The sequence below is a fragment of the Citrobacter sp. U14242 genome, assembly GCF_046555775.1.
Lineage (GTDB): Bacteria > Pseudomonadota > Gammaproteobacteria > Enterobacterales > Enterobacteriaceae > Citrobacter.
Genome location: NZ_JBKGLW010000022.1, coordinates 1 through 14181 on the forward strand (window position 1 = coordinate 1; position 14181 = coordinate 14181).

Below are 14181 nucleotides of genomic sequence, written 5' to 3' on the forward strand. Positions count from 1 at the left end.
CGGTCTCGAAAACCGGAGTAGGGGCAACTCTACCGGGGGTTCAAATCCCCCTCTCTCCGCCACTATTCAAGCACTTATGTCGTTTCACTACAACGACAGATGTCACACTTGGTAAAGTGTTGGTATATTCACTTGGTATAAAAACTGATCCCCCCTTTCAATATTTTGCAAGGATAGCGGAAATGACTAAACTCACCAGTCCCAAAACATTGTGTGTTTACTCAGACGAACATCGTCCAGCTACCCTCAATTTTCTAAATTTTATCGACGTCGTTGCAGTTAAAAATGAGCACGAGCTCACTATTGATCTATCTAAGGTCGTCTACGCGAGCGCGGCTGCGACAGTACTTTTGTTTGCGATAGTTAGCAGGGCTCAGCTAATTACAAAAGTCCAAAGTCGCATACGGTTCAAATTTCCTAAAAAAGAAGAAAACCCTGACGGGCATAGATGGATCGTCAGCACTGGGTTGTCATCTGCACTGACAGCAAATACCTTTAAGAAATTACAAGGTTTGGTTCAGGAAAAAAGATACTATCAATCTGCTGTCGAACCTTTTGAGCATTGGCTTGAGACTGTTACAACCCTCCAAGAGAAAGCTCTTTTGAATGCTGATGCTTTCGGATTGATGAGTTCAGCATTGAACGAAGCTATGCTTAATGTGTCATACCATGCATATGAGGATCCTTGTTTTCAAGGGCAAATGCAGCATTAGGTGGAAAACGCTGGTGGCAATGCTCATGGTACAGTAAAGAAAAAAATGCCGTAGTTTTCATCATATGTGACCTAGGGTTAGGAATACATAGGTCATTTGGACCAGTGATTGATTCTTCTGGTACGATAGGTGAGAGCATAACCGTTTCAACAGCTTTATCTTCAGGCCATTCTAGACATTTAAATGCTGGACGTGGGAATGGTTCTGAGGATATAAAAAGGCCTATAGGTTCTGGATGTGCGGAGTCCGAAACACTACTAGTATTAACTGGACACGCCAGATACCGCTATAATTCTAGTGATGGGAAGCCCAATTGTGAGTGGCTGCCTGAGAACATACCAGGAACCCTAATCGAGTGGTCTTTGGTTCCGAGGAGAGGAGAAGATGATTAACATCGTCATTGCTAAGGACTTTTCAAAAACCCCATTTGGTCGGTTTGTAAGCGATAGTCCGTATAGTGCTGAAAAGTTCCGCAAGGACTTCTTGGTCCCCGCTTTACGCGCCGGTGACGAAGAGGTTGTCGTGGACTTCAACGGCATTGCTTTAGGCATAGGATCATCTTTCCTTGAAGAAGCCTTTGGTGGGTTAGTTCGGAAAGAGGGACTGCCAAAAGTAGGCATAAAAAAACGCTTAGTGATTAAAAGTGATTTGCCATTCTATAAAGAGCAAATTGAGCGTTTTATAGACAATGCCGAGCCTGAGAAGGCTTAAAGGATAGTTTAAGTGGTCAAAGAGCAACCTGGGCTACTGGATTTAGTAGCCCAAAATACTTGGGTTTTTAGTCTTGCCAGTATAGTTTTAGTATTTATAGGATGGGCTGTTACATATAACAACTCTGCAAAGCTTGCTACTCGCTCTGAAAGCAAATCTCTCGTTGACGCCCTGTCAAAATTATTGAATGAAGTTAGTGACTTAGCGATTGATTATTGGTTGGATAGATGTAAATCGCCAAAACCAGTCATTAAAAATATGAATGGTATCAAGATTAAAACCAAAATTAAGCATGATGAAGCATCCTCACAGATGTTCATCATGACTGTTTTTACAAAAATTAATCAATCAATCAAATACATCGAACTCCTTGATGCAAGGGGTATTCACATTGATAATTTATTCATTGCAGACTTTCTCACAAAAGTAACACTTGACTGCGAAACTGCACATAACATGACGCAACAAGAAAGAGCGTCTAGAGTGCAAGAAATCCTTTCCCTTTCAAGCGAGGCTATGAATCAAGTTTATAGTCAATTTCAAAATAATCATTTGCCTTCAAAGCCGCTACATCTACTGAAATTTCTTAAAGAAAAATGGTCTGTGGTTGAAAGATGGCATAAGAGTTTAGGTTAACGCTATTTTTCAATCGGCGGTAAATTTAGAGTTGGGGAAACCTTAATCTTCCTGTCATAAACTAAAACTTGGCTTTCTGTTTTGTGTCCGGAGAAAAGCTGCTTTTCCCTACTTGAACCATCGTAATCTGAAATTCCTTTTGCTTTAAGATCATGAAAAGTACACGGCAGTTTTCTATCTAGTTTTTTTCCTGCTGCTTCCCTTGCTGTTTCCCACAGATCGTTAAACCCACTTTTCGAGTATTTAGTTTTTTTGCTGCTACAGATAACCGTTTCCCGCCCACCCAGAGTTTTTGCAAGTTCGATGGCGTTATGAAGCCGTTCAGTCCAGACTTTTATTTGTTTAGTCCCGGTCTTTCCCTGCTGGATAAAAATGCCTTCCTCGCTTACTTGCGACCATTTGAGAGAGAGAACATCCGAAACGCGAGCTGCGCATAAGTAAGATATCTCCATGCCAACCCGGAGAGCTGGTGCCGCCTCTTCATAAATTGCCTGATATTCTTCATCGGTCACGTACACGTCACGAGCTTTTAAAGAGAACTTGCGCACTCCTTTGCACGGATTTCCTTTCACGTACCCTCGTTCATATCCCCATGAGAAAACACGCGACATCCCGCCGAGTTCCTGGTTTGCCTGGTTAATACTGCGTTGGCCACGTTTATCCATATAGATCCTGACCATCTCAATTTTTATGTCATCTGCTCGCATATTCCCGAACACTGGGACCAGGTTTTTTTCATACGACCTGTAATCAGTCTGTGTCCGCGGAGCCAGTTCAGCAAAAGCTGGGCTGCTGGTGAATAACTTCCATAATTTAGAAAATGTCATTACGTCTGAACGCTTGGCTTTTTCTTCCTCATAACGCGCCCATAGCCGGGACATACTCGTCCCGGTAATAGGTGCAAGAGTTACGCTTTGTTTTGTTCCTTTGGGCTTCCACACATAGCTATAACGGTTTTTAGTTACGCGTGGCGGGAGGTGCTTGTCTTTAGGATCTTTTCTTGGTCTGCCCATTGATTGCGTCGTAATTTGGCTCAAGTGCAACATATTCATCGACCTTAGGTAATTCAGAAACTCCGGGATCAATACTTCTGCGCAATACAATTGGGCGGTTCCGCCCATCAGTGGTGAACGGTATGCCGTGACACCGCAGCTGTCGCTGCTGGTGGGTGTAGCGCTGATAGCCAGTAATTTCTGCAATTTCCTGAGGAGACAGTGTAAGTTCGTGCATAGCTCATCTCTCTGATGGCCTGCCTGTAGAAACATACCAGGCAGGATCCGTAAATTGTGAAATTAGAAAATCAGTTTGCGGTCAGGCGTTGCCAGATTGCTGATACGTATTTGATCTGATGCCGGGCATCAGAAAGTGCATTGTGCATGTCACCTTCAAACGGGATGTCGTAGCGTGGGTTGATACCGACAGATTTGCCTAGTTCAACCATGGTCCTTACGTCCCTGTCATTCCAGAACGGAACAGCGAAGGGAGTATCCGTTAACGCGTATGCGCGGCGAAGAATGACGTTATCAAACGAACACCCATTACCCCATAACTGAACGGTGTGACTACCGTTAGCAGCATTTTCAGCAATAAAATCAGCCAGAAGTTCGAGAGTCTCTAGCAGCCCCATGGCTTCATCGACAAGAATGGCAGAGCGGGCTTCAGACGATTGTTTCAACCACCACTGAATCGTCGACGCATCCGGTTTCATCCCAAACGACATCGATGATTCAAGGCTGACAACCCGATAAAACTCGGCACCAGTGTTACCAGTTGAAGGATCGAAAAATACAGCGCCGATAGAGACTATTGGGGCATCAGGACTGTTGCCCATAGTTTCCATATCAACCATGAGGTGAGTATAAAAAGCGTTCAGGGGGGCCGTATTAATATGGTGAACGGGTTCATTATTCAGGGAAGCTGGCGCGTCACCAGTTGCATCAGCGCTTTTAACTGGCAAAACTGCTGTTTCGCTCTGAGACATTTCAGGATTAGCTTTGATTTCGTTGTTGTCAGTTTCTTCCATCTGCACATCGCTGGTGGCTTCCTCTGTATTGGCATGATGTAATTTATCCTCGACGGCGCGCTGGCGTACCTGGTCTACGACAGAAAGAGCTGGCGCTTGCGTGTTCCCCATTAGGCCACCGATGGAGAACACCCCGTTGCCCATGTTGGCGATTTCTGGTTGTTTGGCTACAGCGTTCTGTTCAGCTGTGACTTTCTCGTTAATCTCGTTTTCCCAGCTTTTTTCTGGCACGTGACCGGCTGCCGCCAGGATTTCTTCAGTTGGGTGCTGGTGGTCGGTTTCAGTCAGGTTCTTATTGATGTAACGGCTCAGCAGTTCCGGGAAATGGTGAGTGTTTTCTTCTGCACTGCGAATAAGCGCGAAAATAGCGGCACGGGAATAATCCAGGATGCCAGCGCGTTTGCGCAGGGCGACGGACCACTCTTTGAACGGGCTTTCGTTTTTAGCAATGATCTCTTTTGCGCGACGGAAAACGCCACCCGGAATATCGTAGATGTTGAAATCCATTGGAAGTGTGGCCAGCGCAATATCAATGTCCAGAGTGTCCAGCGAGTGGACAAGTTCCGGGTTGCGATCGGTCTTATTGCCCCCACCAGCGTTGGTTCCGGCATCAGAGCGCTGAATCTGAGACACACGATTGCCCTTACACCACTCTTTAACCAGCAACCCGCGATCAATGTGTTCAGTGTTGAACCAGGCCTTAAAGAACTGAATTACGGTAGACAGATCCACTCGTTTACCATCAACCGGGAAAATAGTTTTTAGCGCGCTGACAATTTTCCAGATATCGATCTCTGGCGCTTTCCTGAATGGTTCTACATTCTCTGCAGCAAGCAGCAGATTTTGCACGTAGCTGTTATCCACATCCAGCTCAAGTTCCTGAATGGTTTTCTTCTGTTCAGTATCAATATGGTAAGCATATTCATCAGAAATAAACTGAGCTAAAAGGCGCTGGCGTAGCGGGAGGGTCGCAACGGTAATGAGTTCTGGCGTTACAGGTGGAACGGTGGGCTCATCACCCACAATTCGTGCTTTCTTATCGTTAATCCACTTCTGCACGGTTTGAGTCCGCATTTTCGGTTCCGTAATCCATTCGGTAATAAATTCCTCAAATGAAGCGACGGTATAAACCTGCTCACGGTCGAAGACTTCTTTTATGGCGTTTGCCAGGTTCCACTCGACATGGGCAGAAAGCTCTTTCGCCGCTGGCACATTTGCAACGGCCAGTAACAGGTTTTGTATATAGAGATCATTATCGTCCAGTTCCATCTGTCCGATCTCGACGTGCCGCGCTTCACTGATTTCCTTCTCTTCGCCGTCATTTAACAGGTGCGCAATCAGCCGCTGAGACAGGCGCAGGCGAGATATGGGGCGGAGCAATGCTGGCGCATCGCTGGTGGATACATTGGCACTGGAAGTTTCAGGTTTTTGCTGGCTGGAAGCCTCCAGATTTTCATTCTCCGGCTTCTGTTTCAGTTGCCACGTCTGCTGGTCTTCTGCCAGTTCGTAACGATCGCACCATGTGTCATCAAGTGTGCTTTCCTCAGGTAGATCGTCAACAACAAACCAGTTGGTGCGGACAGGTAATTGATAGTCGGCGCCACGACCGACGGCAATATCGTTATCTTCGAGAATATTGAGGATTTCGCGTTCTGCACGGGAATCTGATTTCGCAGAGAACCAGCAAAACAGGTTTTTTGCCTCAGTTGCTTTCGCTTTGGCTTTAATAAGATACGCATACGTTAACATTGCGTTCGGGCTCCATAGGATTGTAAGATACCCGGCAGCTGATGATCGCCGCCTAAGGTAGTGGTTATTGGTCAAAACTCGTTCCGGAAAGCTTTGGTCGGCTGACCGGGTACTTAACCCGCCTTGCGCGGGTTTTGTGCTTTATGGGGTGGGGGATTTTCCCTGCGCCAGCTGTGCGACGGGGACCCACTCCAGAGCATTCAGCACGGGCTCAAATGAATCAGGCGTGTGAGTAACGGCGCGAACGACGTCAGCCACGCTGGGGTTTGCTTTGCTAAGGTGGTATCCACCACCAGCGCCACGCTGGCTGGTGACGATTTCACTGGTGCGCAGTTTCGAGAAAATCTGCTCGAGGTAAGACACAGACAGCTTTGATTCCTTACTGATAGATGCGATGGAAACAGGGCTGCCGTTGTAAATCCTGTTGAGGATGGCAACCACCTGAACAGATGCCACCACACGTTTCATTCCAAACTCCATAGTCACTTCCTTACTGATGCTGGCAACAGCCATTGGTCAAACTCGTTATTAACGAACTACGGTCTGTTGGTCGGCAGACGGGTCGCCCTTCTGGGCAAGCGTGTAGCAAATCAGTCGAATGATGACTTCAATGCGATTTAGATGTACGGCCTGACACCGCACTGGTTTACGTGCGAAATCGATCATGGATTTATCCTCTTGTGTTGCCCTTGTCGCCAGGCTGGCGGAACGTTGAACCTGCTGCGTGTTAATGCCTGCCATCTCATCCGGTGATTCGTATGCCGCCGGCAGCTACTTCGTGGGCGTCCTGCCTTGATGACTGATTTTCTAAAATCAGACTACAAATAAATATGTCATCAGTCAACGGAGATTTGACATAATTTATTTCAGTGATTGTTTTTGTGGGTTCTTTTGGCGATGGGAAGCAATAAAAAAGGCCGCCTTAAGCGACCTCTTGTATGGTTGGAATCAATCTTTAGTGGGGGATGGCTCGATCTTTCTTTTGCTGAGAAATTCAGCCATGAATTTATCAAGCTCTTCAAGTCGATTGCTGGCTAGTTCAATGAAGCGGGTTTGTTCGACTTCTGGTAGCTGGTCAAAAATCTCCAGTAGCGCAGCTTGTTTCTCATTCAGTACCGTTTTACTTTCACTGGTCGCTTTAAGATAAGACTCTTCTTCATCGGTTAAAAAGAACCAATACAACGGCTTACCTAGAGCTTCTGGAAATAGGGCCAGTTTCTCCTTGCGTGGGAAATTGCCGGTATTGCACCAGTTACTAACCGTTTGTGAGTTTACCCCAACCCTGCGACCCAACTCAGATTGAGATATTCCAGCTTCATCAAGAGCTCGTAACAGTCTTTCTTCGAAGTTCATGTTCGTATCCAAATCAAACCCATAAGCAAGCATACAAACTTTCTTATCAGATGTGATTGATTAAGTTTCTTGACATTGACAAATTATTTATCAATTATGTGATTCTTAAATTGGGAGGAAGCATGAAAGATCACATTCAACAGAAAATACTTTCACTGTGTGGCAGCCAATCAGAACTGGCTCGCCGCTTAGGCAAAAACTCACAGACAGTTTCAGTCTGGTTTCGCACTCAAGTCGCCAGCACAGAGGTTCTAAACGCCTGCAGGGCGCTGGATTGGAAAGTCACCCCACATGAAATCAGACCGGATCTTTATCCAAACCCCACTGATGGTTTACCTCAAAAGGAGGCTTAATCATGCAATCAGCCACGTATCAACATCATAGCCAGCGTTTAGCTATTCCGTTGAAAACGGAAAATCATTTTAAACCCCAGCGCCGTGACGGCATCCAGCACCGTGCCATATTGGCTGCCGTTCGTGAATGGGAATCGACATTACCAGGACAGGCACAGGAACGGATCGCTCAGCTGGTGGCTGAAGAGTGGGCCAAGGCAGATGGCCGCGGAATTGCTGTTAATAAGCAGAATTTATTCCGATATCTGAAAAACGAAGGAGGGTCAGAAAAGTATACGGCTTACGTTATGCAGCTGTCAGGCTCAATCATTGCTGCTATGCCAGTTCAGATTGCTAGGAAGCACGGGCTAAGTAATGCGAGCACAGAAGCGGAGCTGGTGGCGAACGCTATCAAAGAGTGCAGTGAGGCACACCATGCGAAATTAATCGGCGCTCCGTTACAGAAACTGGAGAAGGAAATTCGTGAAGCAGCAATCGCATTGTTCAACATGTTACCTGCTGACGCGGCGGGACCACTACTGGCGAGTTTAAGCGCTGTAGCGCCGCAATTGTTTTAATCGAGTTTTGAGCAATAACCATTACGCGCCGGGAAACCGGACAAGGGAGTAACCATGGCAGCTCTGCCTTACATGCAACTTTACATTGCTGATTACCTGGCGGACACCATGCATCTGTCTACAGAAGAGCATGGCGCATACCTGCTACTGATGTTCAATTATTGGCAAACAGGTCGCCCGATCCCCAAAAACCGTCTATCGAAAATTGCACGGCTGAGTAACGACCGTTGGGATGCCGTTGAACCTTCGTTGAAAGAGTTTTTTAACGATAACGGAACCGAATGGGTACAGGAGCGTATAGAGCGTGATCTGGAGGCGGTTAAAAACTCAATCAGCCAAAAGTCAGCAGCTGGAAAGGCATCCGCTCAGGCGAGAAAAGCTAAAAAAGGAGCGAATAACCAACAAAATAACAACGGGTGTTCAACGGGTGTTGAGCAGCCGTTAAAACAGAACACCAACGGAAACCCAACTAATAAAGATCCAGATACAGATACAGATACAGATCTAAAAGAAAACCAAGAGAGAGAGTTACACGCGCCAGGTGACTTTTTACCGCCCATAGGCAAATTTCCGATCACAGATGACTGGACACCTGGTGATGACTTTGTACGCCAGGCTGCGCAGTGGGGAATAAACCTTGGGGATCTACCAGGGTATACCTCCGTCGAATTACAGCAGTTCCGGGACTACTGGAAATGTGAAGGGAAAGTTAAACACCACATCCAGTGGGAACAGACTTTTGCTTCCAGCCTGAAAACATCACGCGCCAAATCTTCCTCACCATCGGCAGGTACACGTCGACAGGCTGGCTTTGGCGTTTCACAACCTGACACTCAGATCCCGCCGGGATTCAGGGGGTAACGATGAAATCGACGCATGACTTGCTTGGCCGTCTACGTAATCTCATGCCTGCAGGTGTTCAGCCGAAATTTACCAGCAGTCAGGAATTAATGGCCTGGCAGCAGGAAGAAGGGCGAAAGCGCGCAGCTGAGCTGGAAAAACAAAATCAGCGTAACCGTTCAGAAAGGATTTTTGGGCGCTCAGGGATCTGCGAGTTGCACAGGGGGTGTTCATTTGCAAATTACCAGGTGAGCAACGACGGGCAGAAACACGCGCTGACGATGGCAAAGAGCTACGCCCATAACTTTGGGAATGGCTTTACCAGTTTCATATTCAGCGGTAGTTGCGGAACAGGGAAAAATCATCTTGCCGCGGCAATCGGGAACTACCTGCTTCAGCACGATTATTCCGTTCTGGTTGTGACAGTACCTGATTTGATGCTTCGCGCCCGCAAGTGCTATGACGAGGGCCAGTCTGAGTCCGATTTGCTGGACGATTTGTGCAAGGTTGATTTGCTTGTTCTTGATGAGGTTGGTGTTCAACGTGATACGCGCAATGAGTGGGTATTACTTAATCAGATTATCGATCGCCGTATGGCGTCAATGAAACCAGTGGGTGTACTTACAAACCTGAATTATGACGAATTATCAAAAGTTCTGGGTGAGCGGGTCATGGACCGCTTAACCATGGATGACGGTATCTGGGTAAATTTCGCCTGGGGAAGTTATCGCAAAAATGTGACCCATTTACGGGTCGTGAAGTAACTAAAACGAGTATTGACCAATGACCATAGAAATCTCTCAGAAAGATCGGGTAGCGATAGTGGTACGCCATACCCCGAACTGCGTATTACGTGATGTGTGTGAAGCGCTGGATATTCCATCCGGTACCGCTGGTAAGTTTCTGCGCGCGCTGACTGTCAGCGGCACAGTCCTGCGCACTCACAACGGAACTCAGTATGTTTATAACATCTCTCCGGATGCAGAATTACCTGACGTAAAGCTGCCCTTCATGGAAGAGAAAAGCGATCCGGCTGAAACGCAATTAGCGGAGAAAATGGCGAAAGACCTTAAGTCACGGGGACTCTGGCGGCGCGCGGCAAAGGTATATACCGACATGTTAGACATTGCCCGTAGTTCAGCTGAAGTGTCACGTATAGCGCAGCAACGTAATGAATGTCTACGTATGGCCCGGAGATGATCAGCATGCCAAGACCAAATACACCAGAAGAGCAGGCGGCACTTATTCGGGTGATCATTGAAGAGGTGAAAATCCGTGGACGCTTAACCGTTAGCGAGGCATCACAGATGTTGTCGCTGCATCGTCAGACTGCTGAGAAGTATTTCCGCGTCGCAGCCGAACGCGGCGAACTCATTCGTTACGGTCGTCTTGGTTTGTTCAGGGATCAGAAGGCTGTGATTGATTTCGATCTCCAGCGTTTTTCATACGGATCGAGTAAACCTGTTATTGAGTTACCTGCAGATTTTCGGGGAAGTGCAGTTATGCGCCGGGTTATAGATATCGTGGGGAGGATGCCAGCATGACAACCGAAAAACGGCGGAACATGGCTTTCACTACTCGACGTTGAGCATGTCCTGCTAGTGGTAGGCGTAAGATTTAAGGATGAGTGAAGGAACCTCAACTTTACGGCTCTATCTGATTCCTTTTCATTACGCTGGCGATGTCCTCATGGTTATGCTTATCTGTAATAAGAATGATATAAATAGATTAGGTATTATCATTTGAACAGTCACGATTTTCCTTTCGCGAAGTGGGCATTGAATTAACGAGGGTATCGATATGAACACTCAACCAGCTATCGGGATTAGCGGATGCTTGACCGGAACAGCTGTGCGGTTCGACGGCGGCCATAAACGAATGGGTTTTGCGATGGATGAACTGGCTCAGTGGGTAACTTTCAAGCCTGTCTGTCCGGAGATGTCCATTGGTTTATCTGTTCCCCGCCCAGCATTGCGCCTGGTTCAAACCAATGAAGGTTATATTCGCATGCGTTTTAGTCACGAGCCTGGTGAGGATATAACTGACAAAATGACTGAATTCACAACTCCATATATCCGAGGGCTTAGCACCTTGTCTGGCTTTATTGTCTGTGCCAAATCACCGAGTTGCGGTATGGAGAGAGTGAGGTTGTATGACGAAATGGGAAATCGTGGGCGGAAAGAAGGCACGGGCCTTTTTACTGGTGCGTTAATGGAAGCATATCCGTGGTTGCCGGTTGAGGAAGATGGACGTTTGCACGATCCGGTACTGAGGGAGAATTTTGTCGAGCGCATCTTTGCTCTCAATGAACTTAACATCTTAAGGGCTAATGGCCTTACGCGTCATGGGATACTTAGTTTCCATAGTCGCTATAAGCTCCAGCTTTTGGCTCATAACCAAGCAGGCTATCGTGAAATTGGGCCTTTTGTTGCTTCGATGCATGAGTGGAATGATTTGGAAGCATTTTTTGTTCTTTACCGAGAAAAGTTAATGGCAATCCTCAAGAAGCCGTCCTCACGGAAAAACCATACCAACGTGTTGATGCACATCCAGGGATACTTCCGTAACCAGTTGAATACACGTCAGCGCGGAGAACTGCGTGACGTTATTCTCAACTATAGCAGTGGACTCTTGCCGATACTCGCTCCACTTACTTTGCTAAAGCACTATCTGGCTGAATATCCAGATCGCTATTTGCTTACTCAGAACTATTTTGACCCCTACCCGGATGATTTAGCCCTACGCCTGATGGTTAATTAGTTTTTGAATACAGCCTTTAAACTATTTAATCTCTGGATCTTTAACCCGCTCCGGCGGGTTTTTTCTTATCTATACAGTGTTGCCACTCAGATTTAGTGAATCCCTAATGCTAGGAAAAGCTCAGTGTATACAACGGCATGGCTTTGGCAAAAAGTGCTATTAACCACTTGAATATGAGATTCAATAGGTATACTGTATGAATGTACAGTATTTTGATGTAGAGGGAATTATGAAGGTAGAACTTACGATCAACAAATCAAAAGACCTGCCGCGCGGAGCCATACCCGCACTTGAGAAAGAGCTGCTTAAGCGACTTCAGAATCAATATGGAAATTGTTCTCTAGTTATCCGCACGGCTGGCGGTGATAGCTTGACAGTTTTTGGTGGCGATAAGGGCGATAAAACGAAGGTGGAGGAAATCCTCCAGGAGACCTGGGAAAGCGCTGACGACTGGTTTTATTAGTTTTTTGGGTATTACTTTATCCCGATTGCATGGGGGAGTTTAAGTGAAAGAAAAATTAGAATTGCCCAAAAAAGGCTACGCAGTCATCAGATGTCACGATGGAGTCATCGTTGCCAGGCTGCGATCATTTCCTGAGTGTGAGCGCGCACTGATGTACCGTCGCGGTAGCATGGTGTCTTTCATGCCTCTTCAGGATGATGAAATTATTGGTACACCTACGTTGTTTACTCAGATGCTGGAAAGGGCTGGTTATCGCGTTACCCAGAAATCTGTTACACTCCCGTCATAGGCCTGAACAACCTATACCTGCTGCGCCACAGGAGAAAAGCCCATGGCGCAAGATCAATTCAAGCAATCCCACATACTGACGTTAACCAACGCCAGCGATTTTCTTTTTGCCGCATCCAGAGGTGCGTTATGAAGAAAAGCTGGTTTCAACACACCCAACTCACCACTGAGCAGGCTGACGAACTGGAAGCCCGCTATAAAGCAAAGCAGATTAAGACCAAGCGTAGTCTGGATAATGACTTTATTCACTGGACGATCAGCGCGTTCTTGCCGGAAGTATCTAAGCCTCCTCGTCAGGACAGAACCTGGCAACAACGGATCTGGAGGTGAATGTGAAAGTCTACGATATCACCCCAATGGGCAAGCCCAGAATGACGCGTGCTGACAAATGGAAAAAACGCCCCGAGGTTCTGCGTTACTGGGCTTTCTGTGATGAAGTTCGTCTGCGGGGTGTTGAGCTGGCGGAGAGCGGTTCACATGTCACCTTCATTCTTCCGATGCCAGCGAGCTGGAGCAAAAAGAAACGGGCTGAGTTCAATGGTAAACCACACCAGGCTAAACCTGATTTCGACAACATGATGAAAGCCCTGATGGATGCCATTTACGAAGATGATGCTCACATCTGGGATTCACGCGTCACTAAATTATGGGGAGAGAAGGGGCAAATAATTATCGGGGAGATTGCAGAATGAGGGCGTTGCTTAAACCCGTGGTTGCGCGTGAACTTGGAATTGTGCTGCTCAAGCCGGGCAGTGAGCTGATGTCATTATTCAGTTCTGAGCGTGTACTGGTGGAAAGCCAGCCAGCAGGTATGGAGCGTTTGCCTGCAGGCCGTGTTCCTGACGTTCGCCAGCCGCTTGCGTGTGACGAGTCCCTGCGACCGTTCTTCCTGGATGAAAAAGTTATTAAGGCAGTTGGTGGTTTGAGTGGCCTTGATTACTGGCTTCTGCGTTATGGCGGAGGCTGCTGCCAATGGCCACACAGCGATTACCATTATCACGAGTTAACCACTCTGCGTCATGAACCCGGATCGGTTCTTCTGTGTGGACATTGTGATAACCATTTGCGTGACCACTACAGCGAGCAACTTGCAGAGCTGGCGAGACGTAATGTTATTAGCTGGATTATCAATAGCATTATGGTGGCGCTTAATCAGGATCCATCCAGAGAACTGTCGCTTGCGGAGCTTTGCTGGTGGGCGGTACGTATGGGGGTTACCGACGCAATTCCCGAATCAGTAGCCTGCCGGGCGCTTCGTATTCCTTCAGAAGAGCATCAGCCAGTCATGCGTGAATGCGATATCGAACCTGGCGTGTCCTCCACCAGCATCATTACAGCCAAAGCCAGCACAGTAACCGTGAACATGGCACCAGCACAGGTGCCAGCGGTTAAGCCCGTAATTAGTGTTCTGGTCGATCCTGAGTCCCCGCAAACCTTTATGAAACGTCCAAAGCGGATCCGCTGGATGGCTCCCAGATATCTGGCATGGATTAAAACTCAACCCTGCGAATGTTGTAGGCGACCGGCAGATGATCCGCATCACCTGATTGGCCATGGACAGGGGGGGATGGGAACAAAGGCGCACGACTGGTTTGTTATACCACTGTGCAGAGAACATCACGATGAGTTGCATGCTGATCCTGTGGCATTTGAAGCGAAATATGGTGACCAGTTGATGCTTGTTTTTCGCGTTATAGATCGTGCGCTGGCAATCGGCGTACTGGCATGAATAGAG

General features: G+C 47.2%; 21 protein-coding genes. 15 read left to right on the forward strand and 6 right to left on the reverse strand.

What is annotated here, in order from left to right:
- The 3 genes from ACLJXE_RS23695 to ACLJXE_RS23705 form a co-directional block, all read left to right on the forward strand.
- Positions 1 to 713, forward strand: a 713-nt coding sequence (locus tag ACLJXE_RS23695) for a hypothetical protein (protein ID WP_410752206.1), incomplete at its 5' end; no start/stop codon positions are given.
- A 384-nt stretch (positions 714 to 1097) separates the two neighbouring features.
- Positions 1098 to 1424, forward strand: a complete 327-nt coding sequence (locus ACLJXE_RS23700) for an STAS-like domain-containing protein (protein ID WP_149282021.1) — start codon at positions 1098 to 1100, stop codon at positions 1422 to 1424.
- 12 nt (positions 1425 to 1436) lie between these two features.
- Complete coding sequence (locus ACLJXE_RS23705) at positions 1437 to 2060, forward strand: hypothetical protein (RefSeq protein WP_149691516.1); 624 nt, start codon at positions 1437 to 1439, stop codon at positions 2058 to 2060.
- Positions 2061 to 2062: 2 nt separating this feature from the next.
- Here ACLJXE_RS23705 and ACLJXE_RS23710 read toward each other — a convergent pair whose 3' ends face one another.
- The 6 genes from ACLJXE_RS23710 to ACLJXE_RS23735 all read right to left on the reverse strand — a co-directional run bounded on the left by ACLJXE_RS23710 (position 2063) and on the right by ACLJXE_RS23735 (position 7218).
- On the reverse strand, positions 2063 to 3073 hold the full coding sequence (locus ACLJXE_RS23710) for a tyrosine-type recombinase/integrase (protein WP_149691517.1): 1011 nt from the start codon (positions 3071 to 3073) through the stop codon (positions 2063 to 2065).
- Positions 3048 to 3290, reverse strand: a complete 243-nt coding sequence (locus tag ACLJXE_RS23715; RefSeq protein WP_071667664.1) for a DUF4224 domain-containing protein — start codon at positions 3288 to 3290, stop codon at positions 3048 to 3050. Before ACLJXE_RS23715 ends, ACLJXE_RS23710 begins: the two co-directional genes overlap by 26 nt.
- 70 nt (positions 3291 to 3360) lie before the next feature.
- Positions 3361 to 5832, reverse strand: coding sequence for a 3'-5' exoribonuclease domain-containing protein (locus tag ACLJXE_RS23720; protein ID WP_086523795.1), 2472 nt, complete (start codon positions 5830 to 5832; stop codon positions 3361 to 3363).
- A 141-nt stretch (positions 5833 to 5973) separates the two neighbouring features.
- Positions 5974 to 6312 carry an RrF2 family transcriptional regulator gene (locus ACLJXE_RS23725; RefSeq protein WP_233605546.1) on the reverse strand — a complete coding sequence of 113 codons (339 nt, stop codon included), beginning with the start codon at positions 6310 to 6312 and terminating at the stop codon, positions 5974 to 5976.
- A 48-nt stretch (positions 6313 to 6360) separates the two neighbouring features.
- Positions 6361 to 6573: a hypothetical protein gene (locus ACLJXE_RS23730; protein WP_086523794.1), complete on the reverse strand. Its 213-nt coding sequence runs from the start codon at positions 6571 to 6573 to the stop codon at positions 6361 to 6363.
- Positions 6574 to 6780: 207 nt separating this feature from the next.
- A complete protein-coding gene (locus ACLJXE_RS23735; RefSeq protein ID WP_079223866.1) occupies positions 6781 to 7218 on the reverse strand; it encodes a helix-turn-helix domain-containing protein in 438 nt (145 codons plus the stop codon).
- Between the two features lie 89 nt (positions 7219 to 7307).
- Between ACLJXE_RS23735 and ACLJXE_RS23740 the strand changes: the two genes are divergently transcribed.
- The 12 genes from ACLJXE_RS23740 to ACLJXE_RS23795 all read left to right on the forward strand — a co-directional run bounded on the left by ACLJXE_RS23740 (position 7308) and on the right by ACLJXE_RS23795 (position 14175).
- Positions 7308 to 7538, forward strand: a complete 231-nt coding sequence (locus tag ACLJXE_RS23740) for a transcriptional regulator (protein WP_071698699.1) — start codon at positions 7308 to 7310, stop codon at positions 7536 to 7538.
- 2 nt (positions 7539 to 7540) lie between these two features.
- Complete coding sequence (locus ACLJXE_RS23745) at positions 7541 to 8095, forward strand: toxin YdaT family protein (protein WP_071698683.1); 555 nt, start codon at positions 7541 to 7543, stop codon at positions 8093 to 8095.
- Positions 8096 to 8149: 54 nt separating this feature from the next.
- Complete coding sequence (locus ACLJXE_RS23750; RefSeq protein ID WP_149691518.1) at positions 8150 to 8956, forward strand: DUF1376 domain-containing protein; 807 nt, start codon at positions 8150 to 8152, stop codon at positions 8954 to 8956.
- A gap of 2 nt (positions 8957 to 8958) precedes the next feature.
- Complete coding sequence (locus tag ACLJXE_RS23755) at positions 8959 to 9699, forward strand: ATP-binding protein (protein WP_048235132.1); 741 nt, start codon at positions 8959 to 8961, stop codon at positions 9697 to 9699.
- 19 nt (positions 9700 to 9718) lie between these two features.
- A complete protein-coding gene (locus tag ACLJXE_RS23760; RefSeq protein ID WP_048221169.1) occupies positions 9719 to 10135 on the forward strand; it encodes a PerC family transcriptional regulator in 417 nt (138 codons plus the stop codon).
- 5 nt (positions 10136 to 10140) lie between these two features.
- Complete coding sequence (locus ACLJXE_RS23765; protein ID WP_016150447.1) at positions 10141 to 10479, forward strand: DUF977 family protein; 339 nt, start codon at positions 10141 to 10143, stop codon at positions 10477 to 10479.
- Positions 10480 to 10735: 256 nt separating this feature from the next.
- Positions 10736 to 11695, forward strand: a complete 960-nt coding sequence (locus ACLJXE_RS23770) for a YbgA family protein (protein WP_137379060.1) — start codon at positions 10736 to 10738, stop codon at positions 11693 to 11695.
- A 229-nt stretch (positions 11696 to 11924) separates the two neighbouring features.
- Positions 11925 to 12158 (forward strand): DinI-like family protein, encoded by a 234-nt coding sequence (locus tag ACLJXE_RS23775; RefSeq protein ID WP_032943871.1) that lies wholly within the window; start codon positions 11925 to 11927, stop codon positions 12156 to 12158.
- Between the two features lie 43 nt (positions 12159 to 12201).
- Positions 12202 to 12447 carry a hypothetical protein gene (locus tag ACLJXE_RS23780; protein WP_137379061.1) on the forward strand — a complete coding sequence of 82 codons (246 nt, stop codon included), beginning with the start codon at positions 12202 to 12204 and terminating at the stop codon, positions 12445 to 12447.
- A gap of 128 nt (positions 12448 to 12575) precedes the next feature.
- Complete coding sequence (locus ACLJXE_RS23785; protein ID WP_032943870.1) at positions 12576 to 12776, forward strand: hypothetical protein; 201 nt, start codon at positions 12576 to 12578, stop codon at positions 12774 to 12776.
- 2 nt (positions 12777 to 12778) lie between these two features.
- Entirely contained in the window at positions 12779 to 13138 is a 360-nt protein-coding gene (locus ACLJXE_RS23790) for a RusA family crossover junction endodeoxyribonuclease (protein ID WP_137379063.1), read from the forward strand.
- On the forward strand, positions 13135 to 14175 hold the full coding sequence (locus tag ACLJXE_RS23795; protein ID WP_410752207.1) for a DUF968 domain-containing protein: 1041 nt from the start codon (positions 13135 to 13137) through the stop codon (positions 14173 to 14175). The genes ACLJXE_RS23790 and ACLJXE_RS23795 overlap by 4 nt, the downstream gene beginning before the upstream one ends.
- Positions 14176 to 14181: the final 6 nt, after the last annotated feature.

Coding starts and splice junctions, on each gene's coding strand:
- ACLJXE_RS23700 (WP_149282021.1), top strand. CDS start 1,098: ATGATTAACATCGTCATTGCTAAGGACTTTTCAAAAACCCCATTTGGT.
- ACLJXE_RS23710 (WP_149691517.1), bottom strand. CDS start 3,073: ATGGGCAGACCAAGAAAAGATCCTAAAGACAAGCACCTCCCGCCACGC.
- ACLJXE_RS23715 (WP_071667664.1), bottom strand. CDS start 3,290: ATGCACGAACTTACACTGTCTCCTCAGGAAATTGCAGAAATTACTGGC.
- ACLJXE_RS23720 (WP_086523795.1), bottom strand. CDS start 5,832: ATGTTAACGTATGCGTATCTTATTAAAGCCAAAGCGAAAGCAACTGAG.
- ACLJXE_RS23725 (WP_233605546.1), bottom strand. CDS start 6,312: ATGGAGTTTGGAATGAAACGTGTGGTGGCATCTGTTCAGGTGGTTGCC.
- ACLJXE_RS23730 (WP_086523794.1), bottom strand. CDS start 6,573: ATGGCAGGCATTAACACGCAGCAGGTTCAACGTTCCGCCAGCCTGGCG.
- ACLJXE_RS23735 (WP_079223866.1), bottom strand. CDS start 7,218: ATGCTTGCTTATGGGTTTGATTTGGATACGAACATGAACTTCGAAGAA.
- ACLJXE_RS23740 (WP_071698699.1), top strand. CDS start 7,308: ATGAAAGATCACATTCAACAGAAAATACTTTCACTGTGTGGCAGCCAA.
- ACLJXE_RS23745 (WP_071698683.1), top strand. CDS start 7,541: ATGCAATCAGCCACGTATCAACATCATAGCCAGCGTTTAGCTATTCCG.
- ACLJXE_RS23750 (WP_149691518.1), top strand. CDS start 8,150: ATGGCAGCTCTGCCTTACATGCAACTTTACATTGCTGATTACCTGGCG.
- ACLJXE_RS23755 (WP_048235132.1), top strand. CDS start 8,959: ATGAAATCGACGCATGACTTGCTTGGCCGTCTACGTAATCTCATGCCT.
- ACLJXE_RS23760 (WP_048221169.1), top strand. CDS start 9,719: ATGACCATAGAAATCTCTCAGAAAGATCGGGTAGCGATAGTGGTACGC.
- ACLJXE_RS23765 (WP_016150447.1), top strand. CDS start 10,141: ATGCCAAGACCAAATACACCAGAAGAGCAGGCGGCACTTATTCGGGTG.
- ACLJXE_RS23770 (WP_137379060.1), top strand. CDS start 10,736: ATGAACACTCAACCAGCTATCGGGATTAGCGGATGCTTGACCGGAACA.
- ACLJXE_RS23775 (WP_032943871.1), top strand. CDS start 11,925: ATGAAGGTAGAACTTACGATCAACAAATCAAAAGACCTGCCGCGCGGA.
- ACLJXE_RS23785 (WP_032943870.1), top strand. CDS start 12,576: ATGAAGAAAAGCTGGTTTCAACACACCCAACTCACCACTGAGCAGGCT.
- ACLJXE_RS23795 (WP_410752207.1), top strand. CDS start 13,135: ATGAGGGCGTTGCTTAAACCCGTGGTTGCGCGTGAACTTGGAATTGTG.